Source organism: Streptomyces sparsogenes subsp. cuspidosporus (assembly GCF_039532705.1).
Taxonomy (GTDB): Bacteria; Actinomycetota; Actinomycetes; order Streptomycetales; family Streptomycetaceae; genus Streptomyces; species Streptomyces sparsogenes.
Genome location: NZ_BAAASD010000003.1, coordinates 265,207 through 286,259, shown reverse-complemented (window position 1 = coordinate 286,259; position 21,053 = coordinate 265,207). Strand labels below are relative to the sequence as shown.

Genomic DNA, 21,053 nt, shown 5'->3' with positions numbered 1-21,053 from the left:
TGTCGCCGTCTCGTACTCACCACAAATCCGGGCTACGGGCGCCGGAGCGCGCGCCCGTGCTGCCTGGCCCACAGGAACTTCTGGGCCAGCAGCGTGAGCGTGCCCGCGACCACGATCCCGGCCAGGTTCAGCAGCAGCTGCTCCGTCGAGCCCCACATCTGGTCGATGTCGCCGTAGCCGAGCGCCACCGCCGCGTTGGCCGCCGCCGGCACCGTGGTGACCGAGATCGCCACGCCCACCAGCGCCCCGGACTTCGCCGAGGTCAGCGAGAGGGTGCCGGCGACGCCGGCGAGCAGGGCCACGACGAAGGAGAACATGTCCGGCTTCCAGATGAAGTCGGTGTTCGGGCGCGCCCGCTCCAGCATGTCCTTGTGGAACAGCCCGAAGGCGTCCATCAGCACGCCGAAGCCGGTCGTCAGCGCCATCGCCACCACGAAGCCCACGACCAGCGCTATCAGCGAGCGGGCGGCGAGCCGCGGGGCCCGCTGCACCAGCGCCGTGGACAGCCCGGCCAGCGGGCCGAACTCCGGGCCCACCGCCATCGCGCCCACGATCAGGATCGCGTTGTCCAGCACCACACCGCAGGCCGCGATCATCGTGGCGAGGACGAGGAAGGCCAGGAAGGTCACGGAGAGCGTGGACTCCTCGTGGGTGGCCTCGGTCAGGTGCTCCCACAGGACGGCGTCCGCGCCCTCGCCCGGGGCCTCCTCCTCCGCCTCGTCGGCGCGCCTGGACAGCGACAGGTCGATGTTCTCCACGGCGATCGAGCCGTCGTTGTCCAGGCCCAGCGCGCGCAGCTCGGCCAGCAGGGTGTCGCCCGCCTCGCGCGCCACGTCGACCAGCACCACGTCCCCCGCCGGGACGCGGGCCACGCCCGGCAGCACCACGAGATGGGTGGTGCCCACCGTCTTCTCCACGGTGCGCACCACGTCGTCGGTGCGGTCGGCCGGGACGATCAGCCGCAGGTGCAGCACAGGGGTGCTCCCGTTCGTGAGTCAGAGTTTGCGCAGGGACAGCCGCCGGACCTTGTGGTCCGGGCCCTTGCGGAGCACCAGCGTGGCACGGCCCCGGGTGGGCGCGACGTTCTGCTGGAGATTGGGCTTGTTGATGGTGCGCCACATCATGCGCGCGTAGTCCAGCGCCTCCTCCTCGGAGACCTGGGTGTACTTGCGGAAGTACGAGGAGGGGTCCTGGAAGGCCGTCTCGCGCAGCTTGCGGAAGCGGCCCAGGTACCAGCTCTCGATGTCCTCGGTGCGGGCGTCGACGTACACGCTGAAGTCGAAGAAGTCGGCGAGGCCCACGCGGGTGAGCCCGTCCTTGCCGGGCAGCGCGGGCTGGAGCACGTTGAGCCCCTCGACGATCAGGATGTCGGGGCGGCGCACGGTCAGCCGCTCGCCCGGCACGATGTCGTAGATCAGGTGCGAGTAGACGGGCGCCGACACCTCCTCCTTGCCCGCCTTCACATCGGCCACGAACCGGGTCAGCGCCCTGCGGTCGTACGACTCGGGGAAGCCCTTGCGGGACATCAGGCCGCGCCGGTGCAGCTCCGCGTTGGGGTGCAGAAAGCCGTCGGTGGTGATCAGCTCGACGCGCGGGTGCTCGGGCCAGCGGGCCAGCAGCGCCTGCAGCAGCCGGGCGGTGGTGGACTTGCCGACCGCCACGCTGCCCGCCACGCCGATCACGAAGGGCGTGCCGGGCTGGGTGCCGCTGCCCTTCTTGGTGTCCCCGAGGAAGGTGTTGAGCGCGCCGCGCAGCCTGCCGGTGGCGGCCACGTACAGGTTGAGCAGCCGGGACAGCGGGAGGTAGACGTCCCGCACCTCGTCGAGGTCGATGACGTCGCCGAGGCCGCGCAGCCGCTCGACCTCCTCGGCGGTGAGCGGCAGCGGGGTCTTGTCCCGCAGGGCGCTCCACTCGTCGCGGGACAGGTCCACGTACGGGCTCGGCTCGGGCCGCCGCGGGGCGCGGGAGGGCTGCGCGGGATGCCGCGGGGGTGCGTCGTGCGCCGGGGGCGGGCCGTGCTGCGTGGGTGAGTCGTGCTCCGGGGGCGCGGGGTGCGCGTCCTGCGCGGGAGACGTGATCATCCTCTCATTGTCGGGGCTCGGCCCGGGGGCGTGGGGCGGGGCGGGGCGTGGGGTCCGTCACGCGTGGAGTGCATCGCGGCCGCCGGACGTGCGGCGGATGTGCGGCGGGCGGCGCAATGGGCGTGGGCGGTGGTCGGCGGGCGCGGCCACGGGCCGTACGCTGCAGTGCATGTGCGGAATCGTTGGTTATGTGGGAGGGCAGTCCGCCCTCGATGTCGTCCTCGCCGGGCTGAAGCGGCTCGAGTACCGGGGCTATGACTCGGCGGGCGTCGCCGTGCTCGCCGACGGTGGGCTGGCCGCCGCCAAGAAGGCCGGCAAGCTCGCCAACCTGGAGAAGGAGCTCGCCGACCGCCCGCTGCCCACCGGCGGCACCGGCATCGGCCACACCCGCTGGGCCACCCACGGCGGCCCGACGGACGCCAACGCCCATCCGCACCTGGACAACGCGGGCCGGGTCTCCGTGGTCCACAACGGCATCATCGAGAACTTCGCCGCGCTCCGCGCCGAGCTGGCCGAGCGTGGCCATGAGCTGGCCTCCGAGACCGACACCGAGGTCGTGGCCCACCTGCTCGCCGAGTCCTTCTCGTCCTGCGGGGACCTGGCCGAGGCGATGCGGCAGGTGTGCCGGCGGCTGGAGGGCGCCTTCACGCTGGTCGCCGTGCACGCGGACGCGCCCGACGTGGTGGTCGGCGCGCGCCGCAACTCGCCGCTGGTGGTCGGCGTCGGCGAGGACGAGGCGTTCCTGGCCTCCGACGTGGCCGCGTTCATCGCCCACACCCGCGAGGCCATCGAGCTCGGCCAGGACCAGGTCGTCGAGGCGCGCCGGGACGGGGTGACGGTCACCGACTTCGAGGGGGCGCCCGCCGACGTCCGCGCGTATCACGTCGACTGGGACGCCTCCGCCGCCGAGAAGGGCGGCTACGACTACTTCATGCTCAAGGAGATCGCCGAGCAGCCGAAGGCCGTCGCCGACACGCTGCTGGGGCGGATCGACGAGGCCGGCAGCCTCACCCTGGACGAGGTCCGGATCCCGGCGTCCGTGCTGCGCGAGGTCGACAAGGTCGTCATCGTGGCCTGCGGCACCGCCTACCACGCCGGGATGATCGCGAAGTACGCCATCGAGCACTGGACCCGGATCCCCTGCGAGACCGAGCTGGCCAGCGAGTTCCGCTACCGCGATCCGATCATGGACCCGCGGACGCTGGTGATCGCCATCTCGCAGTCCGGCGAGACCATGGACACCCTGATGGCGCTGCGGCACGCGCGCGAGCAGGGCGCGAAGGTGCTCGCCATCTGCAACACCAACGGTTCCACGATCCCGCGCGAGTCGGACGCCGTGCTCTACACCCACGCCGGGCCCGAGGTCGCGGTCGCCTCCACCAAGGCGTTCCTCACCCAGCTGGTGGCCTGCTACCTGGTGGCGCTCTACCTGGGGCAGGTGCGCGGCACCAAGTGGGGTGACGAGATCCAGTCCGTGATCCGCGAGCTGTCCGAGATCGGCACCCAGGTGGAGCAGGTCCTGGAGACGATGGAGCCGGTACGCGAGCTGGCGCGCACCCTGGCCGACAAGAACACCGTCCTGTTCCTGGGCCGCCACGTCGGCTACCCGGTGGCTCTGGAGGGCGCGCTCAAGCTCAAGGAGCTCGCCTACATGCACGCCGAGGGCTTCGCGGCCGGCGAGCTCAAGCACGGGCCCATCGCGCTGATCGAGGAGGACCTGCCGGTCGTGGTGGTCGTGCCCTCGCCGCGCGGCCGCTCCGTCCTCCACGACAAGATCGTCTCCAACATCCAGGAGATCCGGGCGCGGGGTGCCCGCACCATCGTCATCGCCGAGCGCGGCGACACGACCGTGGCCCCGTACGCGGACCACCTGATCGAGATCCCCGCCACCCCGACCCTGCTGCAGCCCCTGGTCGCGACCGTGCCGCTGCAGGTCTTCGCCTGCGAGCTGGCCACGGCGCGCGGCAACGAGGTCGACCAGCCGCGCAACCTGGCCAAGTCGGTGACCGTGGAGTGACGAGGTGATCATCGGGGTCGGCATCGACGTGGCCGAGATCGACCGCTTCGACGACGCGCTGCGGCGCACGCCGGGGCTGGCGGACCGGCTGTTCGTCGCACGCGAGCTGACCCTGCCGAGCGGCGAGCGGCGCGGGATCGCCTCGCTCGCCGCCCGCTTCGCGGCCAAGGAGGCGCTGGCCAAGGCGCTCGGCGCCCCGGGCGGGCTGCGCTGGACCGACGCCGAGGTGCTGACGGAGTCCAGCGGGCAGCCGCGGCTCTCGGTGCGCGGGACGGTGGCGGCCCGGGCGGAGGAGCTGGGCGTACGGGCCTGGCACGTGTCGCTCAGCCATGACGCGGGGGTCGCGTCGGCGGTGGTGATCGCGGAGGGGTGAGCTGCGCGGCTCGTGGGGGCGCGCGGGTGTGGCCCCTACGACAGCCGGTGGGCTCTACGACAGCGGTGGGCTCTACGACACCGTGCCACGTGGTGCGTGGAGTCCGCCCGTGGGCTCTACGACAGCGTGCCGGCCACCACGGACGCCGCCTTCGCGATCAGCTTGTCGTCGGGCTCGGCGTCCTTGGCGGTGCGGTGGGAGAGGATCGCCATCACGAGGGGCGCCTTGTGCGGGGGCCATACGACGGCGATGTCGTTACGGGCGCCGTAGTAGCTTCCGGTCCCGGTCTTGTCGCCGACCGCCCAGCCCTTTGGCACCCCGGCCCTGATGACCGTGTCGCCGGTCCTGTTGGTCCGCAGCCATGTGGTGAGTCGCGCACGTTCGGCCTTGCCGAGGGCGTCCCCGAGCACGAACGCCCGCAGGTCCTTCGCGAACGCCCGCGGCGTGGTGGTGTCCCGCGTCTCGCCGGGGACCCACCGGCTCAGATACGGCTCGGGGCGCTCCATCCGGGTGACGTCATCGCCCATCTCCTCGAGCGCGGCGTCCAGGGCCTTGGGCCCGCCGAGCTCGTCGAGGATCAGGTTGGCGGCGGCGTTGTCGCTGTAGCGGATGGTGGCGTCGCACAGCTCGGCAAGGGTCATGCCGGTGTCGACGTGCTTCTCGGTGACGGGGGAGTTGGGGAGCAGCACCCTCCCGTCATACGTGATCTTCTTGTCCATCCCGCCGAGCGAGACCTTGTCCAGGAGAACACCGCAGGCCAGGGCCTTGAACGTGGAGTTGTAGGCGAAGCGCTCGCCGTCGCGGTACGCCACCTCCCGGCCGGTGCCGGTGTCGACGGCGTAGACGCCCAGGCGGGCGTCGAACTCGCGCTCGAGGTCCTTGAAGTCGCGCACGTACGACTGCGTGGCCGCGCTCGGCTTCCCGGCCGCACTCGGCTTCGCCGTCCCGGCGGCCGGGGAGTCGTCCTGGCCGCAGGCCGCGAGCGGGACGAGGGTGAGGGTGGTGAGCGCACCGCGAAGGGCGCGCCGGGCGCGGGTGTGCGGCATGGTCAGGTCCTCCTGCGGGGGGTGTGGCTGTGACCGTGCCACTCTCTCCTCGCGCCACCCATGCGATCCAATACGCTTCTGACGACTTCCATGTCGAAGTGACATAAGAGGGAGGGGCGCTGTGGATCTCGTGGGAGCGTGCCGCGCGTTCGTCAGCGTCAGCGAGCGCGGCAGCTTCACCGTCGGCGCGGCCGTCGCCCGGATGTCCCAGCCGGTGGCCAGCCGTCGTATCGCGGCCCTGGAAGCACACGTCGGCGAGCCGCTGTTCGAGCGCACCTCGCGGCGTGCCGTCCTCACCCCCTTCGGCCGGGAGATGCTGCCGGCGGCCCGGCAGCTCGTCCTCGCCGCCGACGTACTGCTGCACGAGGCGGAGGCCGCCAAGCGCAAGCCGTGGCGGCTCGCCGTGCCCGGGATCTGCCCCACCGCCGACCTCGCCCGCCTCGTCGCCGACGCACGAGGACACGGCGTCACCCTCGAACTCCGTGTCGGCCCGCCGCCACGGCGGCTGGAACTCATCCGCTCCCAACAGGTGCGCGCCGCGCTGCTCCCGGTGGCGCGGGACGAGGCGATGTGGACGGTGCCGCTCGGCCTGGCGGGTGCTCAGGACCCCGGCGTGAAGCGGGTCTACCTCGAAACGCTGCGGATGGGCCGGGCCGACCCCGAGCCGGCCCGCCGGGTCTGGATCCAGCCCGAAGACGACGCCCCGCACATCCGCGACCCCCTGACACGGCTGCGCGACGCCGTCGGCCTGCGGCCCGTACAGCTCGCCGTCGCGGACGACCTCACCACCGCCGCGGCGGACGTGCTGTGCTCCCGCGATCTGCTGCTGTGCTCACCCGCGCAGGCCCGGGAACTCGCCCTGAGCTGGCGCCCCATCGGCGAGATCGCGCTCACCCGCGGATACGCCCTCGCCGCCGCCGCGCCCGGCGATCCCCACCACCTCCAGGCGCGCCTGGGGGACGCGATCGCGCGCTGCCTCGGCGCGGAGGGGGCGCCCGCATGACCGAGGCGCTGCTGCGCGACCTGCGCGGCCGACTGCGCGACGGCGGTCTGCGCGGCTACCTCCTCGTCCGGGACCTGCACACCGGCGAGGAGCTGGGCATCGACCCGGATGTCCCCCTGCCCTCCGCTTCCCTCGTCAAGGTCCCGCTCGCCCTGGCCACGGCGGAGCGCATCCGGCGCGGCGAGCTGGACGGGGCCACGATGCTCGACGTGCGGCCCGGCGGGGTCACCACCCCGGGCCCCACCGGGCTGAGCCGATTCCGCCACCCCGCCCGGATCGCCGTGGACGACCTGCTCTATCTGAGCACCTGTCTGAGCGACAACTCGGCCGCCGACGCGCTGTTCGACCTCACCCCGCCCGCCCGGGTCGCCGGCCTCCTCCACGAGCTGGGCCTGCGCGGCCTCACCGTCCGGCACACCATGCGCGAACTGGGCGACACCCCCGCCGAACGCTTCGACGCCACCCAGGCGCACCTCGCCCACGCCCTCGCCATCGACGCCGGCACCAGCGGCCGCGGCCACCGCGTACCGCAGCTCGACACCACCCGCGCCAACACCGGCAGCGCCCGCGCCTGGGTCGAGCTGCTCCAGGCCCTGTGGACCCCGTCGAAGATCCACCCGGACGTGGCCGTCCGCGTGCGCGGCCTGATGTCCCAGAACGTGATCCGGCACCGCCTCGCCCCGGACTTCAGCTCCGACGCCACCACCTGGTCCTCCAAGACCGGCACCCTCCTCAACCTCCGCCACGAGATCGGCGTCGTCGAGCACTCCGACGGCCAGACCTTCGCCATCGCCATCCTCACCGAGTCCCTCGTCCCCGCCGGCACCCAACCCGGCGCCGACGCCCTCATGTCCCAGGCCGCCCGGGCGCTGCGTGACCACCTGCGGCAGCTGTGAAGCCGGTCAGTCCGGCGTGCCCGGCGAGAGGGCGAGCAGCGCGGTTCCGCTGGTGATCGACACCAGCTTCACCTCCACGGTGGTGTGCGACCGGAAGCCGAAGGCCGAGCCGCCCCCTGGAGACAGGATTTGCTGCGCGCCCCCACCATGCGGATAGTCGACGCGGTAGGTGAGGGTGTCCGAGCCGACCGCCACGACGGTCATCTCGGGGTAGTAGAACTTCTTGGTGTCGAGCCGAATCGTCAGGGGCTTCGACAACTTAAGCGTGCAGTATCCGTCGAAGCAGTCCTTGGGGTCCGACGTTGGGGGCGCGGAGGTGCGCGTGATGGCGCCCGGGGAAGGGGCGCGCGCGGGGGTGCTCGTCCTGGAGGGCACGCTCTTGGACGGGCGGACGGACGACGGCGTGCCCGAGGCGCTCGACCGCGCGGTGGGAGGACTGTCCGCCGAGGAGCCGCAGCCGACGAGAAGCAGGAGAAGTGGCGTGACGGAGGCCAGGAGACGGCGCATGTCGTGTTCCTTCGGCTCGTAGCGGTCCAGAGGGTTCCTCCTGGTCGCACCAGGAAGCCACACACCGTAGGGGCACACGGCCGGGACCCCTCCCGACGGCGGCCCGCCGATCCGTCAATCGGTCATAAGCCCTCGCCGGGGTTTCCGTCTTCGTCGCGGCCGGGCAGCCGCCTGCCCCTGCTCTCCGCCACCCGAAGCGCGTCGCGCAGCGCCTCGCACAGCCGCTGCGCGAGGAAGCGGAGTTCTCCGGCGTTCGCCTTGCGGTCGTTGAGCAGCACGCGGGCGTGACCGAGGAGTTCCGTCCCCATGGACAGTTGCAGTGCCTCGATCTGGTCCGCTCGGCGGTTCAGGAGACTGTCGCCGTTGTCCGAGGACAGGTAGCAGGGCCTGCCCTCAGGGTCGGACCAGGGCAGCAGGCGGAGGTCGGTCATCGGGCGCATGCGGCGGCCTCCGTGGCTCGGCGCCGACGGATGGCAGGGGCGGCGGAAACCGTACTCACTCGTTCGAGGGCACGGGTCATAAGGTGGTTCATGTTCATCAGCTCCCATTAGCTGGTGGGCCACGCCCCCGGACGTCGCACAACGTCGCGGGGGTCTTGCGCACTGCCCACCAGTGCAGTGCCTCGACGGGAGTCATGCGCCGTTCCCGGCCGGACGTTTGGGCGGACGTTTTCTCCTGACGGCGCATCGGCCATATCGCTACGCTGTGTGTGCGGTCGTGCGCGTGGGGAGAGGGACGATGGCGGACAGCGGCGTCAGCAGGCTTGCGGGGCTGCGCAAAGCGGCGGGGTATACCCAGGTGACCTTCGCTGCCGCCTTCGCCCGCGAGGCCGCCCGGCTGTGCATCGACGCCTCGGTGAGCGTCCGCCAACTCCGGCGTTGGGAAGGCGAGTCTCCGCCGCCCTTGCCGCATCCGGGCCAGCAGGCAGTGCTGGAAGCGATGTTCGGACTTCCGCTCGCGGAGATGGGGTTCGACGTTCCTCCGCATCGGCGTTCGACGGTCGAGAGGATCGGCGACGATGGAGAGGTGAAGCGTCGAGCGTTCGTTACGGGTTCGGGGGCGATCGCTGCCGCGACGGTGCTCCCTGAGCAGCGTGGCCCGCGCTTAGGGGCCAGTGAGGTGGCGGCGTTACGCACCCGGCTCGTCGACCTCTACGCCGTCGATCACCGCTCCGGGGGCATTCCCGCCAAGGCGCGCGCCCAGCAGTTGGAGCAGCAGATCACCCGCATTTTGAGCAGCAGCGTCTACACGAGCCGAATCGGCCGTGACCTTCAGACGATGCTCTGCGAGATCGCCTGTCACCGCGCGTGGTTCGGATACGACGGCGGGCCCCTCGAAGAGGCCCGCGCCGCCTGCATGGAAGCGATGACGGCGGCACAGCTCATCGACAGCCCTCTTTTGCAGGTACGCGCGCTCAACACGCTCTCCCTGCTCTCCGTTGAAGCGGGCCGCACGTGGGAGGCGGCGTCGGCCGTTGAGAGCGCGTACGGCCTCGCGCGCCGGGCGGGGGCGGGGCCGACGGTGCATCTGGTGATCTCGCTGCGCGAGGCGAGCGCGGCGACCCATGCGGGCGACTTGCCCGGCGCTCGCCGTGCGCTGAGCCGGGCTGTTTCCTATCAAGGGCGCGCGGGCACCGACACGGACGTGCCGAGGTGGGCACGGTTCGCGGGGCCCGTGGAGGTGGACTACGCGACGGCGGCCTACTACGCCAGGGAGGCGCAGCCCGCACGCGCCGTGCCCTTCCTGCGTTCGGCGGTCGCCGGTCTCGGCGGTGGCTACACCCGCAACACCGCTTGGTACCGTGCCCGACTCGCTCAGACCCTGCTGGACACGAGCGAGGTCGAGGAGGCTTGCCATGAGATGGCGGGCGTGCTCGATGCCTGCGGCGGGGTGTCGTCGGACAGGCTGCGGCGCCGTCTGCGGTCCTTCGGGGAAGCCGCCGTACGCCTCGATGCCGCCCCTGCGCGCGACGTGATCGAGCGCATTCGCGAGACGACACGAGGGGAGAGCGGATGACTGCGCCGGAGACGATCACCGTTGAGTGGTTGGACGGAGCGGCGGCGGCGCAGGCCGAAGACGCGTTCACGCTGGTCTACGCCGAAGCGTTCGCCGAACCGCCGTACCGCAAGACGTCCAAGGACGTCGAGGCGAACTTCCGGCGGTTCCGTTCCCAGGTCCGCAAGGCGACCTTCCGGGGCGCCCTCGCCCGTACGGCCGGCGGCGAGCCCGTCGGCATCGCCTACGGCTACCCCCTCAGCCCGAGCACCGGCTGGTGGGACCGGCTGACCACGCCGGTGAGCGAGGAGCTGCGCCGTGAGGACGGCCGCCGGACGTTCGGGCTGATGGAGCTGGCCGTACGCGCGCCCTGGCGCCGTCTGGGGGTGGCCCGGCGGCTGCATGAGGCCGTCCTGGACGGCACCACCGCCGAGCGCGTGCTGCTCAACGCACGGCCGGACGTCGAGGCCGCGCAGGCCGCGTACCGGTCGTGGGGGTACCGCAAGGTGGGGGAGGCTCACCCCTGGGACGGCGCGGCGCTGCACGACGTGATGGTTCTGGAGCTGCGCGAGGCAGGCCGGTAGCCGCGAGGCGGCACTCAGAGTGGTTTGCGGTGAGTATGGGACAGCGACACGCCGACCTCACGGCGTGTCGCTGTCCCATACTCACCGCAACTCAGCATTCGGACGCGAAAGTCACTGGTATGGGCCTGATCAGCTATGAGCCGTCGCATCCAGCCTTGAAGCGGTCGATGAATTGCCCGAATGTTTCCGAGTAGTCAAGCCGCGACGTAGCCAGCGTCTCCACCATGGCCTGCCAGCGGCCGGGATCACTCCCGCATGTACGCAACAGCTCTTCCGACGCCACCGGATCTTTGTAGTCGCTGAGAACGAGGGGAGCCGGCAACTGGCGTACCAGGACATCGGTACGGTGGCGGGAGGCGAGGATGGCGTATTCGACCTGGTGGTAGAAGCAGCTCCTGTGGTCGCCGGTGGCGTCAAGCCAGCCCTGCATCACGGACTGAGGGTCCGCATAGGTGTCGAGCTCGGTATCGGACAGGATGCGGGGCACTTCCCACTGGCGATGAGCGGCGGCGTGCTCGGCCGCCGCCTGCTGTAGCCACGCCGGGACCTCCTGGTCGTAAGTCAGCAGCCACTGCACCTCGACGGGATGAAGGCGTTCCAGAAGGCCGGTCACCAGACTCTGGTCGAGATGAGGATTATGAGCGAGCGCGCTGATCGCGCTGATGCGGGAGTCAGAACTCAGAAGCACTTTCGGCCGGATCGGCTCATCCTCGTCGTCATGGGCGTAGCGCTGCTGGAGGGCGACGGGCTCGGGCAGGCGGCTGACCAGCGTGCACAGTTTTGCCAGTTGGTCGGCGTCGCCGCTGGTCAGCGCCAGATCGGCGGCCATTGACGTCAGTTCGTACGGCTTGTAGCGCTTCACCTTCGCTGCGTGAAGCAACCGGCCCTCCCTGACGCACTGGTCTGCCGCATCCTTCAACTCCGTGCCGGCCATGTCGCGCAGCCGCGGGTGAGCGGCCACGCGGCGGGCGATGTGCTGCAGCCGCTGCCGGTGATCCCTGGCAGGCTGCGTCAGAGCCGCCCGCTCTGGCAGGCACAGGGCGGGCACACAGGAGGCCAGGACCTCGTCGCTGATCTTCTCGGTTGCCACACAGTCGAGGAGGATGTGTCGCATCGCCTGGCCTGTCGCCGCGTCCTCTACCAGCGCCGGCCACTTGTCGGGGCACCTTTCCAGCACCAGGTGGCACGCTTCATAGCCCGGCCACGCCGGGGGCCTCCTGTACGTGCCTCCCTGCTGGTCGCTGCCGAAGGCGTTCAGCTGAGCGGTCACCAGGTCAAGCCCGCGCCGGACCAGGGCATCGAGCAGCCAGTCCGGCACCCGCGGAATCCGGTCCAGATCCTCCAAGCAAAGAAGCTCACAGGACAGAGCGACCGGCACCAGGTCGCTCAGCCGCAGGTTGTTGACCAGAGCGAGCACCACCTCGCGGTGAGCGTCGTGCCGCGCCAGTGCTGCGATGAGTTCGTGGGTGACCCGATGGTGCCGTAGTACGCCCGGTACGTCATCGGGGCCGAGCACGTTCTGGTGCACCAACTCGGTGATCTGGTCGCTGCTCCCAGCCGCGATCAACCTGTCGCGAAGCCCCTGGTCCGTCACCCGGGCTAACAACGTGGGCAGCGTCTCCTTGAACACGCCGTGCTGCCACGACGAGGACTCGAAGGCGCCGTCCCCGGGCAACAGTCCGTCGATGATCGCGCCATGGGCGGCGTCCGGCAGATCGTCCCGCCGAGCCAGGGCCGCCCACATCCGGTACTCCCCCTCCTGCACCGCCACGCGAGCCCTTCCTTTCGTCGACCCGTTTCCGACCCACGGGCAACGCTATGGGGTACGTGTTGTCCCGCGCGTCAAAACAGCCGAGATGGACTCATCTGAGGGGGTAGCCCCGCCGCGCTTACCCCAGCACGTCCCGCCACACCTCCGGCAGGGCCGCCGCCACGTCGTGGGCCGCGATGGGCGCGCCGGTGGGGGCCGTGGCGTGGCGGGCGGCGAGGCCGTGGAGGTAGGCGCCGACGGAGGCGGCGTCGTGGGTGGACAGGCCCGCGGCGAGGAGGGAGCCGGTGAGGCCGGAGAGGACGTCGCCGCTGCCGGCCGTGGCGAGCCAGCCGGTGCCGGTGGGGTTGACACGTACGGGGCCGGGGCCCGGGCCGGGGCAGATGAGCGTCGTGGAGCCCTTGAGGAGGACGGTCGCGCCGTAGCGCTCGGCGAGGGTGCGGACGTGGGCGAGACGGCTCTGCTCGACCTGCTCGCGCGGGACGCCGAGCAGCGCGGCGGCCTCCCCGGCGTGCGGGGTGAGGAGCGTGGCGGCGTTGCGGGAGCGCAGGTCGCCGGGGGAGAGGAGACGGAGGCCGTCGGCGTCGACGAGGACGGGGACGTCGGAGGCGAGGACGTCGTCGAGGGACTGGCGGGCGGCCGCGTCGTCGCCGAGGCCGGGGCCGACCACCCACGCCTGGACGCGGCCCGCCTTGTGGGGCGGCCCGGAGTGGACGAGGGTCTCGGGGAAGCGCGCGATGACCGCGTCGGCCGCCGGGCCCACGTAGCGGACCGCGCCCGCCCCGCCGCGCAGGGCGCCCGCGACGGCCAGGACCGCGGCGCCGGGGTAGCGGGCCGAGCCGGCCACCACGCCGACGACGCCCCGCCGGTACTTGTCGCTCTCCGCGCCGGGGCGGGGCAGGAGGGCCGCGACATCGCCGTGTTGCAGGGCCTCGACGTCGGGGACGGGCGGCAGGTGGGGGGCGAGCCCGATGTCGATCAGGCGCACCGCCCCCGCGCGTTCGTGGGCGGGGTCGATGAGCAGGCCGGGCTTGTAGGTGCCGAAGGTGACGGTCGCGTCGGCGCGTACGGCCGGACCCCGCACCTCGCCGGTGTCGGCGTCCACCCCGCTGGGCAGGTCCACGGCGACCACGGTGCCGCGTACGGCCCCGATCAGCCGCTCGGCCTCGGGCCGCAGACCGCCCCTGCCGCCGATGCCGACGATTCCGTCCAGGACCAGATCGGCCCGGGCCAGGGCCGTCTCGGCGGAATCAGAAGCGTAGGAGGCGGGGATCGCGCGGCCGCCCGCGGCCCGCAGCGCCCGCAGCCCGCCCGCGTGCGCGCGGTCGGGGGCCAGCAGGACGGCGGTGACTCCGGCCCCGCGGCGGGCCAGCCTGGCCCCGGCGTAGAGGGCGTCGCCGCCGTTGTCGCCGCTGCCCACCAGGAGGGCCACCCGGGCCCCGTAGACGCGGCCCAGCAGCCCGGCGCAGGCCGCCGCCAGGCCCGCGGCCGCGCGCTGCATGAGCGCTCCTTCGGGCAGCCGCGCCATCAAGTCCCGCTCCGCGGCCCGTACGGTCTCGACGCTGTAGGCAATCCTCATGGCGACCAGTCTCCCGGACGTCCCCCGGAGGTCGTACGGAAGCACACGCTCCGCGCGCGCGGCGGGCCTGAGACACTGACGCTGATGAACGAGACACCGATGCGCGCCCGTGCCGTGGTCGATCTGGCCGCCCTGCGGGCCAATGTGCGCGCGCTGCGCGCGGCGGCCCCCCGGGCCGAGCAGATGGCCGTGGTCAAGTCGGACGGCTACGGCCACGGCGCGCTCCCGTGCGCCCGCGCCGCGCGCGAGGCGGGCGCGAGCTGGCTGGGCACGGCCACGCCCGAGGAGGCGCTGGCGCTGCGCGCCGCGGGGGACACGGGCCGGGTGCTGTGCTGGCTGTGGACGCCGGGCGGCCCGTGGCGGCAGGCGATCGAGGCGGATGTCGACGTGTCGCTGAGCGGGATGTGGGCGCTGCGGGAGGCCGTCGCCGCGGCCCGGGCGTGCGGGCGCGCCGCGCGCGTGCACCTGAAGGCGGACACCGGGCTGGGCCGCAACGGCTGCTCGCCCGAGGACTGGGCGGAACTCGTCGCCGCCGCGCGCGCCGCCGAGGCGGAGGGCGCGGTCCGGGTGGCCGGCCTGTGGTCGCACTTCGCGTGCGCGGACGAGCCGGGGCACCCCTCGATCGCCGCCCAGCTCGAGGTGTTCCGGGCGCTGGTGGCCCAGGCGGAGCAGGCGGGGATCCGCCCGGAGGTGCGGCACATCGCCAACTCCCCGGCGACCCTGACCCTGCCCGAGTCGCACTTCGACCTCGTACGGACCGGGATCGCGATGTACGGGATCTCGCCGAGCCCCGAGCTCGGCCACCCCGCCGACTTCGGCCTGCGGCCCGCCATGACGCTGGCCGCCTCGCTGGCCTCGGTCAAGCGGGTGCCGGGCGGACACGGCGTGTCGTACGGACACCGCTACGTCACCCCCGGCCCGACCACCCTGGCGCTGGTGCCGGTGGGGTACGCCGACGGGATTCCGCGGCACGCCTCGGGGACCGGCCCGGTGCTGGTCGCCGGCAAGTGGCGGACGGTGGCGGGCACGGTGGCGATGGACCAGTTCGTGGTGGACCTCGGCGGCGACAGTGCGGCGCCGGGGGACGAGGCGGTGCTGTTCGGGCCCGGTGACCGGGGCGAGCCGACCGCGGAGGACTGGGCGCGGGCGGTCGGCACGATCGCGTACGAAATCGTCACGCGGATCGGTACCCGCGTCCCGCGCGTTTATGTCGGTCACCCTGAGGGCACAGGGAACTGACCATGGAAGGCGACAGCACGGCAGAGACGGCGGTCCGCGTGGCGGCGGGGGCGACGGCCGTGGGGTGGCGTCGCGGCGCGGGGTTCGCGGGCGTCGCGATCGGCGTCATCGCGGCCGGCGCGGCCATGGGGGTCGGGCTCGAACGGCTGACCGTGGGCCGGGGGGTACGGCGCAAGGCGCGGCTGGAACTGGACGCCGCGGGCCCGTTCGGCACGCTGCGCGGCACCCCCGGCACGGCGCTCGCCGACGACGGCACCGAGCTGTACTACGAGGTCGAGGAGATACAGCCGCAGGCGCCCGCGCGCCGCAAGCGGCTGTTCGGGCGGCGCACGCCCGCCCCGGTCACCGTCATCTTCAGCCATGGCTACTGCCTGGCCCAGGACTCCTGGCACTTCCAGCGGGCCGTGCTGCGCGGGGCGGTCCGCGCCGTCTTCTGGGACCAGCGGTGCCACGGCAGGTCCGCGCGCGGCTGCGCCCAGATGGAGGGTACCCAGGTCACCATCGACCAGCTCGGCCGCGATCTGAAGGCCGTGATCGACGCGGCCGCGCCCGAGGGTCCGCTGGTGCTGGTGGGCCACTCCATGGGCGGCATGACGATGATGGCGTTGGCCGCGCAGTTCCCGGAGCTGGTGCACGAGCGGGTGATCGGCGCGGCCTTCATCGGTACGTCGGCGGGCAAGCTCAGCGAGGTCAGCTTCGGCCTGCCGGTGGTCGGGGTGAACGCGGTGCGGCGGCTGCTGCCGGGGCTGCTGAAGGCGCTGGGCTGGCAGGCGGAGCTGGTGGAGAAGGGGCGGCGGGCCACCGCCGACCTGTTCGCGGGCGTGATCAAGCGCTATTCGTTCGGGTCGAAGGACGTGGACCCGGGGGTCGCGCGGTTCGCGGAGCGGCTGATCGAGGCGACGCCGATCGACGTGGTCGCCGAGTTCTACCCGGCCTTCGTCGAGCACGACAAGGCGGAGGCGCTGCCGGTCTTCAACGATCTGCCGGTGCTGGTGCTGGCGGGGGACAAGGACCTCATCACCCCGATGGAGCACAGCGAGGCCATTGCCGAGGCGCTGCCCGGCGCGGGGCTGGTGATCGTCGAGGAGGCCGGGCACCTGGTGATGCTGGAGCACCCCGAAGTGGTGAACGGACATCTGATCGACCTGCTGGCGGAGGCGGCCGGTACGGACAGCCCGCGGGCGACGGCGGACGGGGACGGGCGGCGGCGCTCGGCGCGCGGGTAGGGGCTCCCGGCGTGGCCCGCGGGCGCCTGGCCCGCGGGCGAGACCCGGCCCGTAACATCGGCGGGTGTGACTCCGCTCCCCAACCTGCAGGAGGGGGCTTCCAACCCGTAGGTTGCGGTCCAGCCCGAACCGATCCCTTGCGAGATACGCGAAAATTATCACAGGCCAGGGAAGCGATTCCCCCACTGGCTGAAGCCGGTGGTCCCCTCGTCAGGAGACTGATGCACACCTCGCACGCCGTCGCCACCCGTCTCACCGTCACCTCCCCCGAGCAGATGCGGGACCTGGGGCGCAGGCTCGCGAAACTGCTGCGCCCCGGTGACCTCGTGCTGCTCACCGGAGAGCTGGGCGCGGGCAAGACCACGCTGACCCGGGGCCTGGGGGAGGGGCTGGGGGTGCGCGGCGCGGTCACCTCGCCGACGTTCGTGATCGCCCGGGTCCATCCGTCGCTGGGCGACGGCCCGCCGCTGGTGCACGTGGACGCCTACCGGCTGGGCGGGGGGCTGGACGAGATGGAGGACCTGGACCTCGATGTGTCGCTGCCGGATTCGGTGGTGGCCGTGGAGTGGGGCGAGGGGAAGGTCGAGGGGCTCGCGGAGGACCGGCTGCACGTCGTCATCGAGCGGACGGTCGGCGAGCAGACAGGTGGCGAGCAGACGGCCGGGGGGCAGGCGGATGGCGAGCAGACGGCCGGGGAGCAGGCCGCCGCGCCTGAGGAGGACGTCCGGGGGGTCGTCGTGACCGGCGTCGGGCCGCGCTGGGCGGGGGAGGATCTGGCCGTGCTGGCGGGCTGAGACCCGCTCGGCGGGGTGAGATTCCGACAAGGCGTCGGCAAAATGTTGCGCGAGGGGCGTCCTCCGTGGTCACATGGGAAGGCAGGGCAGGTTAGGTGTGCCTAACTTGGCGGCCTGCTCGACTGCCCCAGGACCCTTAGGAGGCATCCATGCCGTCCCGAGAGCCCGCTGCCGAGGCGGCCCGGCGCGATGACCGGCCCCCGTCGATGACGGAGCTGCTGGCCGCCTGCGCGGCGGCGAGCGCGGTATCCACCCCGCCCGAATCCACACCCGCCTCCGAAGCCACCCCGCCCGAATCCACCCCGCCCGAAGCCGCCGGGCCGGGCGCGACTCCCGCCACGCCGGGGGAGCCAGGGGCGGAGGGCGAGCGCCGCCGCAGCGCCGCGTAGGGGGCCAGAGGCGCCAGGGGGCGGGACGCGGGGACGCAGGGGGGGCAGCGTCTCAGGCGATGACCACGACCCTCGTGCCGACCTGCGCGAAGTCCCACATCGCCGAGGCGTCCTCGCGGCTCTCCCGGATGCCGCCGGTCTTCTTCGCCGCGTTCGGGTCGGGGGTCGAGCCGTCGACCGCCGCGCTGAAACCGAACACGACTCCCTCGTCCGTGTGGAAGACGACGACGTGCTCGACCTTGACCCCGTCCGAGCCGATCGTGCTCTGCCGCCGCGAGGTGACCTCGTAGGTCCCCGGGGCCGGGCTCGCGGAGCTGGGGTGGACCTCGAAGGTGCGGGTGGGCTGCTCGTCGGCGCCCACCAGCCACACCCGCCGGTCCTCCAGCGCGTACACCACGCGCAGGCCGGAGCCGGAGTCGCCCGGCAGCGCGGTGGACTTCTTCTTCCCGTTCTTGTCCTGGTCCTTGCCCTTGGACTTGCCCTTGGAGTCGCCGGCGTGCCGCGCGTGGGAGGGGGGCTCGGGGGCGGTCGCCGAGGCCTGGTAGGCGAGGAAGCCCACGCAGCCGAGCGCGGCGGCGGTGAGCGCGGCCACGACGGTCCCGGTACTCCTTGGCACGGCTTGCCACCCTCTCCTGCGGTCGGTTCCCGCGGCCAGTTCCTGCGATCAGTAGCGGTCAGTGCGCGCTCAGGTCTGGTGTCTCCCCGGTCACCCCGAGGGGACAAGCCGACCGTAGCACCGGCGCGCGCCCCCGCCGTGCGCCACGGCTCCTCCCGGCGGCGGCGCGGCCCCCTCCGCGGGCGCCGTAGGCTGTCCTCGTGCTGTTGCTCGCGCTTGACACCGCTACCCCCGCCGTCACCGTCGCCCTGCACGACGGCACCGACGTCCTCGCCGAGTCGCGTCAGGTCGACGCGCGGCGCCACGGCGAGCTGCTGCTGCCCGCCGTCGACAAGGTGCTGGCCGAGGCGGGAGCCGTGCTGGCCCAGGTGACCGACCTGGTGGTCGGCGTGGGCCCGGGCCCGTACACCGGGCTGCGGGTCGGCCTGGTGACCGCGGCGACCTTCGGGGCGGCCCTCGACATCCCCGTCCATGGGCTGTGCACGCTCGACGGCATCGCGTACGCCGCCGGACTGGCCGGGCTCACCGGTCCCTTCGTCGTGGCCACGGACGCGCGGCGCAAGGAGGTCTACTGGGCGCGGTACGACGACGCCCGCACCCGGGTGACCGAGCCCGCCGTGGACCGGCCCGCGGACCTCGGCGAGCGGGTGGCCGGGCTGCCGGCCGTCGGCGCGGGCGCCCTGCTCTACCCGGACGCCTTCGGAGCCGTACCGGCCGGGATGCCGGAGCACCAGTCGGCGGGCGCGCTGGCGGCGCTGGCCGCCGAGAAGCTCGCGCGCGGCGAGGAACTGCTGCCCAACCGGCCGCTGTACCTGCGCCGCCCCGACGCCCAGGTGCCCGCCAACTACAAGGTGGTCACGCCCCGGTGACCCCCGCCACACCACCCGCGACACCCTCCGCGACCCCCGAGGTACCGGTGGTGCGCGAGATGCGCTGGTGGGACATCGAGCGCGTGCTGCGGCTCGAGGTGGACCTCTTCCCCGAGGACGCCTGGTCGCCCGGCATGTTCTGGTCCGAGCTGGCCCACGCGCGCGGCCCGGCCGCCACCCGGCACTACGTGGTCGCGGAGGCGGGCGGCCGGCTCGTCGGCTACGCGGGGCTCGCCGCCGTCGACCGCACCGCGGACGTCCAGACCATCGCCACCGCCCGCGACCACTGGGGCACCGGGCTCGGCGCCCGCCTGCTGACGAACCTCATCACGGCCGCCACCTCCTTCGAATGCCGCGAGGTGCTCCTTGAGGTGCGCGTCGACAATCGGCGCGCGCAGCGCCTCTACGAGCGCTTCGGCTTCGAGCCCATCGGGATCCGCAAGGGCTACTACCAGCCCGGGAACGTGGACGCGCTGGTGATGCGCCTGGCCGACCCGGCGGCGGCCGCCGAACCTGCGACGCCCGCCGCGTCACTCGCCGCTCCGAGCCCCGCTCCGAGCCCCGCGCCGGGCTCACCCGCCTCCGTACCCAGCTCCGCACCAGGCCCCGCACAAGGCTCCGTACCAAGCTCCGTACAAGGAACGAAGACCCATGGCTGACGAACCTCTCGTACTCGGCATCGAGACCTCCTGCGACGAGACCGGCGTCGGCATCGTCCGCGGCCACACCCTCCTCGCCGACGCCGTCGCCTCCAGCGTCGACGAGCACGCCCGCTTCGGCGGCGTCGTCCCCGAGGTCGCCAGCCGGGCGCACCTGGAGGCGATGGTCCCCACCATCCAGCGCGCCCTGAAGGAAGCCGGGGTCGCCGCCTCCGACCTGGACGGCATCGCGGTCACGGCCGGCCCCGGGCTCGCCGGCGCGCTGCTGGTGGGCGTGTCGGCCGCGAAGGCGTACGCGTACGCTCTGGGCAAGCCGCTCTACGGCGTCAACCACCTGGCCTCGCACATCTGCGTGGACCAGCTGGAGCACGGCCCGCTGCCCGAGCCGACGATGGCCCTGCTGGTGAGCGGCGGCCACTCCTCGCTGCTGCTCGCGCCCGACATCACCTCCGACGTGCGCCCGCTCGGCTCGACGATCGACGACGCGGCGGGCGAGGCGTTCGACAAGATCGCCCGCGTGCTGAACCTCGGCTTCCCGGGCGGGCCGGTCATCGACCGCATCGCGCGCGAGGGCGACCCGGACGCGATCGCCTTCCCGCGCGGGCTGACCGGGCCGCGCGACGCCGCGTACGACTTCTCCTTCTCCGGCCTCAAGACCGCCGTGGCCCGCTGGATCGAGGCCAAGCGGGCGGCGGGCGAGGAGATCCCGGTCGCCGATGTCTCGGCCTCCTTCCAGGAGGCGGTCGTGGACGTGCTGACCCGCAAGGCCGTACGGGCCTGCAAGGACGAGGGCGTCGAGCACCTGATGATCGGCGGTGGCGTGGCCGCCAACTCCCGGCTGCGCGCCATGGCCGAGCGCCGCTGCGAGGACGCGGGCATCACGCTGCGCGTGCCCAGGCCCAAGCTGTGCACGGACAACGGCGCGATGGTCGCGGCGCTGGGCGCGGAGATGGTGGCGCGCGGGCGGGCCGCGTCGGCCTGGGACCTGTCGGCGGACTCCTCGCTGCCGGTGACCGACCCGCACGTCCCGGCCCCCGCCGGCCACGACCATGACGACCACGTGCATGGCCAGGACCACGTGCACGACCATGACCACGTGCACGAGCTGAGCCGGAAGAACCTGTACGCATGACCGTCGCGCTGATGTGGGAGGCGCGGGCCGTCGAGGGCGGCGGCGAGCGGCTGCTGGCCTGGGCCCGCGGCCAGGAGCTCGACCCGGCTCCGCTGCGCCGCGAGACCTTCCGCGCCCCCGCGGACCGCGTGCTGGTCATCACCTGGTGGGACGCCCCGTACGACGCCGACCTGCCGGAACTCCCCGAGCCGGGGGAGGACCTGGTGCGCCGGGCCGTGCACCGCTGGCGGTTCGAGGCTGTCGACGACTGACCACCGGGGCCCTGGGGCGGCGCGTGGGC

At 72.9% G+C, this 21,053-nt stretch carries 23 protein-coding genes; 15 read left to right on the top strand and 8 right to left on the bottom strand.

What is annotated here, in order from left to right:
- Positions 1-32: 32 nt before the first annotated feature.
- Both ABFY07_RS05595 and coaA read right to left on the bottom strand, forming a co-directional pair.
- Entirely contained in the window at positions 33-974 is a 942-nt protein-coding gene (locus ABFY07_RS05595; RefSeq protein ID WP_346173364.1) for a DUF389 domain-containing protein, read from the bottom strand.
- A gap of 21 nt (positions 975-995) precedes the next feature.
- A complete protein-coding gene (gene coaA, locus ABFY07_RS05590; protein WP_346173363.1) occupies positions 996-2,081 on the bottom strand; it encodes a type I pantothenate kinase in 1,086 nt (361 codons plus the stop codon).
- 169 nt (positions 2,082-2,250) lie between these two features.
- Here coaA and glmS point away from each other — a divergent pair, with 169 nt between their 5' ends.
- Together glmS and ABFY07_RS05580 are read left to right on the top strand one after the other, a co-directional pair.
- Complete coding sequence (gene glmS / locus ABFY07_RS05585) at positions 2,251-4,098, top strand: glutamine--fructose-6-phosphate transaminase (isomerizing) (RefSeq protein ID WP_065963062.1); 1,848 nt, start codon at positions 2,251-2,253, stop codon at positions 4,096-4,098.
- A gap of 4 nt (positions 4,099-4,102) precedes the next feature.
- The gene (locus ABFY07_RS05580) at positions 4,103-4,471 is read left to right on the top strand and encodes a holo-ACP synthase (RefSeq protein ID WP_346173362.1); all 369 of its coding nucleotides are present in this window, start codon (positions 4,103-4,105) and stop codon (positions 4,469-4,471) included.
- 116 nt (positions 4,472-4,587) lie between these two features.
- On the opposite strand, the gene bla is transcribed toward ABFY07_RS05580, so the two are convergent.
- Complete coding sequence (gene bla, locus ABFY07_RS05575; RefSeq protein ID WP_346173361.1) at positions 4,588-5,517, bottom strand: class A beta-lactamase; 930 nt, start codon at positions 5,515-5,517, stop codon at positions 4,588-4,590.
- A 121-nt stretch (positions 5,518-5,638) separates the two neighbouring features.
- On the opposite strand from bla, the gene ABFY07_RS05570 reads away from it, so the two are divergent.
- Both ABFY07_RS05570 and ABFY07_RS05565 read left to right on the top strand, forming a co-directional pair.
- The gene (locus ABFY07_RS05570; RefSeq protein ID WP_346173360.1) at positions 5,639-6,520 is read left to right on the top strand and encodes a LysR family transcriptional regulator; all 882 of its coding nucleotides are present in this window, start codon (positions 5,639-5,641) and stop codon (positions 6,518-6,520) included.
- Positions 6,517-7,416 carry a serine hydrolase gene (locus ABFY07_RS05565; protein WP_346173359.1) on the top strand — a complete coding sequence of 300 codons (900 nt, stop codon included), beginning with the start codon at positions 6,517-6,519 and terminating at the stop codon, positions 7,414-7,416. The genes ABFY07_RS05570 and ABFY07_RS05565 overlap by 4 nt, the downstream gene beginning before the upstream one ends.
- A 6-nt stretch (positions 7,417-7,422) precedes the next feature.
- Here the strand turns inward: ABFY07_RS05565 and ABFY07_RS05560 are convergent, their stop codons facing one another.
- On the bottom strand, positions 7,423-7,674 hold the full coding sequence (locus ABFY07_RS05560) for a hypothetical protein (RefSeq protein WP_346173358.1): 252 nt from the start codon (positions 7,672-7,674) through the stop codon (positions 7,423-7,425).
- A 67-nt stretch (positions 7,675-7,741) separates the two neighbouring features.
- On the opposite strand from ABFY07_RS05560, the gene ABFY07_RS05555 reads away from it, so the two are divergent.
- On the top strand, positions 7,742-7,945 hold the full coding sequence (locus ABFY07_RS05555) for a hypothetical protein (RefSeq protein WP_346173357.1): 204 nt from the start codon (positions 7,742-7,744) through the stop codon (positions 7,943-7,945).
- 100 nt (positions 7,946-8,045) lie between these two features.
- Here ABFY07_RS05555 and ABFY07_RS05550 read toward each other — a convergent pair whose 3' ends face one another.
- Positions 8,046-8,363 carry a hypothetical protein gene (locus ABFY07_RS05550; protein WP_428836857.1) on the bottom strand — a complete coding sequence of 106 codons (318 nt, stop codon included), beginning with the start codon at positions 8,361-8,363 and terminating at the stop codon, positions 8,046-8,048.
- A 298-nt stretch (positions 8,364-8,661) separates the two neighbouring features.
- On the opposite strand from ABFY07_RS05550, the gene ABFY07_RS05545 reads away from it, so the two are divergent.
- Both ABFY07_RS05545 and ABFY07_RS05540 read left to right on the top strand, forming a co-directional pair.
- Positions 8,662-9,939 carry an NsdA family TPR-like regulatory protein gene (locus ABFY07_RS05545; RefSeq protein ID WP_346173356.1) on the top strand — a complete coding sequence of 426 codons (1,278 nt, stop codon included), beginning with the start codon at positions 8,662-8,664 and terminating at the stop codon, positions 9,937-9,939.
- Positions 9,936-10,502, top strand: a complete 567-nt coding sequence (locus ABFY07_RS05540) for a GNAT family N-acetyltransferase (protein WP_346173355.1) — start codon at positions 9,936-9,938, stop codon at positions 10,500-10,502. The genes ABFY07_RS05545 and ABFY07_RS05540 overlap by 4 nt, the downstream gene beginning before the upstream one ends.
- Before the next feature lie 133 nt (positions 10,503-10,635).
- Here the strand turns inward: ABFY07_RS05540 and ABFY07_RS05535 are convergent, their stop codons facing one another.
- Both ABFY07_RS05535 and ABFY07_RS05530 read right to left on the bottom strand, forming a co-directional pair.
- Positions 10,636-12,273, bottom strand: coding sequence for a hypothetical protein (locus tag ABFY07_RS05535; RefSeq protein ID WP_346173354.1), 1,638 nt, complete (start codon positions 12,271-12,273; stop codon positions 10,636-10,638).
- 118 nt (positions 12,274-12,391) lie between these two features.
- Positions 12,392-13,849, bottom strand: coding sequence for an NAD(P)H-hydrate dehydratase (locus ABFY07_RS05530; protein WP_346173353.1), 1,458 nt, complete (start codon positions 13,847-13,849; stop codon positions 12,392-12,394).
- Positions 13,850-13,933: 84 nt separating this feature from the next.
- Between ABFY07_RS05530 and alr the strand changes: the two genes are divergently transcribed.
- The 4 genes from alr (at position 13,934) to ABFY07_RS05510 (ending at position 17,497) form a co-directional block, all read left to right on the top strand.
- Positions 13,934-15,088, top strand: coding sequence for an alanine racemase (alr, locus tag ABFY07_RS05525; protein WP_346173352.1), 1,155 nt, complete (start codon positions 13,934-13,936; stop codon positions 15,086-15,088).
- A 2-nt stretch (positions 15,089-15,090) separates the two neighbouring features.
- Positions 15,091-16,314 carry an alpha/beta fold hydrolase gene (locus tag ABFY07_RS05520; protein WP_346173351.1) on the top strand — a complete coding sequence of 408 codons (1,224 nt, stop codon included), beginning with the start codon at positions 15,091-15,093 and terminating at the stop codon, positions 16,312-16,314.
- A 221-nt stretch (positions 16,315-16,535) separates the two neighbouring features.
- Positions 16,536-17,108, top strand: coding sequence for a tRNA (adenosine(37)-N6)-threonylcarbamoyltransferase complex ATPase subunit type 1 TsaE (tsaE, locus tag ABFY07_RS05515; protein WP_346173350.1), 573 nt, complete (start codon positions 16,536-16,538; stop codon positions 17,106-17,108).
- Between the two features lie 149 nt (positions 17,109-17,257).
- A complete protein-coding gene (locus tag ABFY07_RS05510) occupies positions 17,258-17,497 on the top strand; it encodes a hypothetical protein (protein WP_346173349.1) in 240 nt (79 codons plus the stop codon).
- Between the two features lie 52 nt (positions 17,498-17,549).
- Here the strand turns inward: ABFY07_RS05510 and ABFY07_RS05505 are convergent, their stop codons facing one another.
- Positions 17,550-18,113 (bottom strand): hypothetical protein, encoded by a 564-nt coding sequence (locus ABFY07_RS05505; RefSeq protein ID WP_346173348.1) that lies wholly within the window; start codon positions 18,111-18,113, stop codon positions 17,550-17,552.
- Between the two features lie 200 nt (positions 18,114-18,313).
- Here ABFY07_RS05505 and tsaB point away from each other — a divergent pair, with 200 nt between their 5' ends.
- Genes tsaB through ABFY07_RS05485 form a run of 4 tightly spaced genes read left to right on the top strand, consistent with a single transcriptional unit; the run spans position 18,314 to position 21,024 of the window.
- Positions 18,314-18,982 (top strand): tRNA (adenosine(37)-N6)-threonylcarbamoyltransferase complex dimerization subunit type 1 TsaB, encoded by a 669-nt coding sequence (gene tsaB / locus ABFY07_RS05500; RefSeq protein ID WP_346173347.1) that lies wholly within the window; start codon positions 18,314-18,316, stop codon positions 18,980-18,982.
- Positions 18,983-19,041: 59 nt separating this feature from the next.
- Positions 19,042-19,641: a ribosomal protein S18-alanine N-acetyltransferase gene (gene rimI, locus ABFY07_RS05495; RefSeq protein WP_346173437.1), complete on the top strand. Its 600-nt coding sequence runs from the start codon at positions 19,042-19,044 to the stop codon at positions 19,639-19,641.
- Complete coding sequence (gene tsaD, locus ABFY07_RS05490; RefSeq protein WP_346173346.1) at positions 19,634-20,773, top strand: tRNA (adenosine(37)-N6)-threonylcarbamoyltransferase complex transferase subunit TsaD; 1,140 nt, start codon at positions 19,634-19,636, stop codon at positions 20,771-20,773. The genes rimI and tsaD overlap by 8 nt, the downstream gene beginning before the upstream one ends.
- Complete coding sequence (locus tag ABFY07_RS05485) at positions 20,770-21,024, top strand: hypothetical protein (RefSeq protein WP_346173345.1); 255 nt, start codon at positions 20,770-20,772, stop codon at positions 21,022-21,024. The genes tsaD and ABFY07_RS05485 overlap by 4 nt, the downstream gene beginning before the upstream one ends.
- The last annotated feature ends 29 nt before the right edge of the window (positions 21,025-21,053 follow it).

What these genes read in the sequence shown, in the direction of transcription:
- coaA (WP_346173363.1), bottom strand. Translation starts at nt 2,081, where the DNA reads ATGATCACGTCTCCCGCGCAGGACGCGCACCCCGCGCCCCCGGAGCAC.
- glmS (WP_065963062.1), top strand. Translation starts at nt 2,251, where the DNA reads ATGTGCGGAATCGTTGGTTATGTGGGAGGGCAGTCCGCCCTCGATGTC.
- bla (WP_346173361.1), bottom strand. Translation starts at nt 5,517, where the DNA reads ATGCCGCACACCCGCGCCCGGCGCGCCCTTCGCGGTGCGCTCACCACC.
- ABFY07_RS05565 (WP_346173359.1), top strand. Translation starts at nt 6,517, where the DNA reads ATGACCGAGGCGCTGCTGCGCGACCTGCGCGGCCGACTGCGCGACGGC.
- ABFY07_RS05555 (WP_346173357.1), top strand. Translation starts at nt 7,742, where the DNA reads ATGGCGCCCGGGGAAGGGGCGCGCGCGGGGGTGCTCGTCCTGGAGGGC.
- ABFY07_RS05550 (WP_428836857.1), bottom strand. Translation starts at nt 8,363, where the DNA reads ATGCGCCCGATGACCGACCTCCGCCTGCTGCCCTGGTCCGACCCTGAG.
- ABFY07_RS05545 (WP_346173356.1), top strand. Translation starts at nt 8,662, where the DNA reads ATGGCGGACAGCGGCGTCAGCAGGCTTGCGGGGCTGCGCAAAGCGGCG.
- ABFY07_RS05540 (WP_346173355.1), top strand. Translation starts at nt 9,936, where the DNA reads ATGACTGCGCCGGAGACGATCACCGTTGAGTGGTTGGACGGAGCGGCG.
- ABFY07_RS05530 (WP_346173353.1), bottom strand. Translation starts at nt 13,849, where the DNA reads ATGAGGATTGCCTACAGCGTCGAGACCGTACGGGCCGCGGAGCGGGAC.
- alr (WP_346173352.1), top strand. Translation starts at nt 13,934, where the DNA reads ATGAACGAGACACCGATGCGCGCCCGTGCCGTGGTCGATCTGGCCGCC.
- ABFY07_RS05520 (WP_346173351.1), top strand. Translation starts at nt 15,091, where the DNA reads ATGGAAGGCGACAGCACGGCAGAGACGGCGGTCCGCGTGGCGGCGGGG.
- tsaE (WP_346173350.1), top strand. Translation starts at nt 16,536, where the DNA reads ATGCACACCTCGCACGCCGTCGCCACCCGTCTCACCGTCACCTCCCCC.
- ABFY07_RS05510 (WP_346173349.1), top strand. Translation starts at nt 17,258, where the DNA reads ATGCCGTCCCGAGAGCCCGCTGCCGAGGCGGCCCGGCGCGATGACCGG.
- rimI (WP_346173437.1), top strand. Translation starts at nt 19,042, where the DNA reads ATGCGCTGGTGGGACATCGAGCGCGTGCTGCGGCTCGAGGTGGACCTC.
- tsaD (WP_346173346.1), top strand. Translation starts at nt 19,634, where the DNA reads ATGGCTGACGAACCTCTCGTACTCGGCATCGAGACCTCCTGCGACGAG.
- ABFY07_RS05485 (WP_346173345.1), top strand. Translation starts at nt 20,770, where the DNA reads ATGACCGTCGCGCTGATGTGGGAGGCGCGGGCCGTCGAGGGCGGCGGC.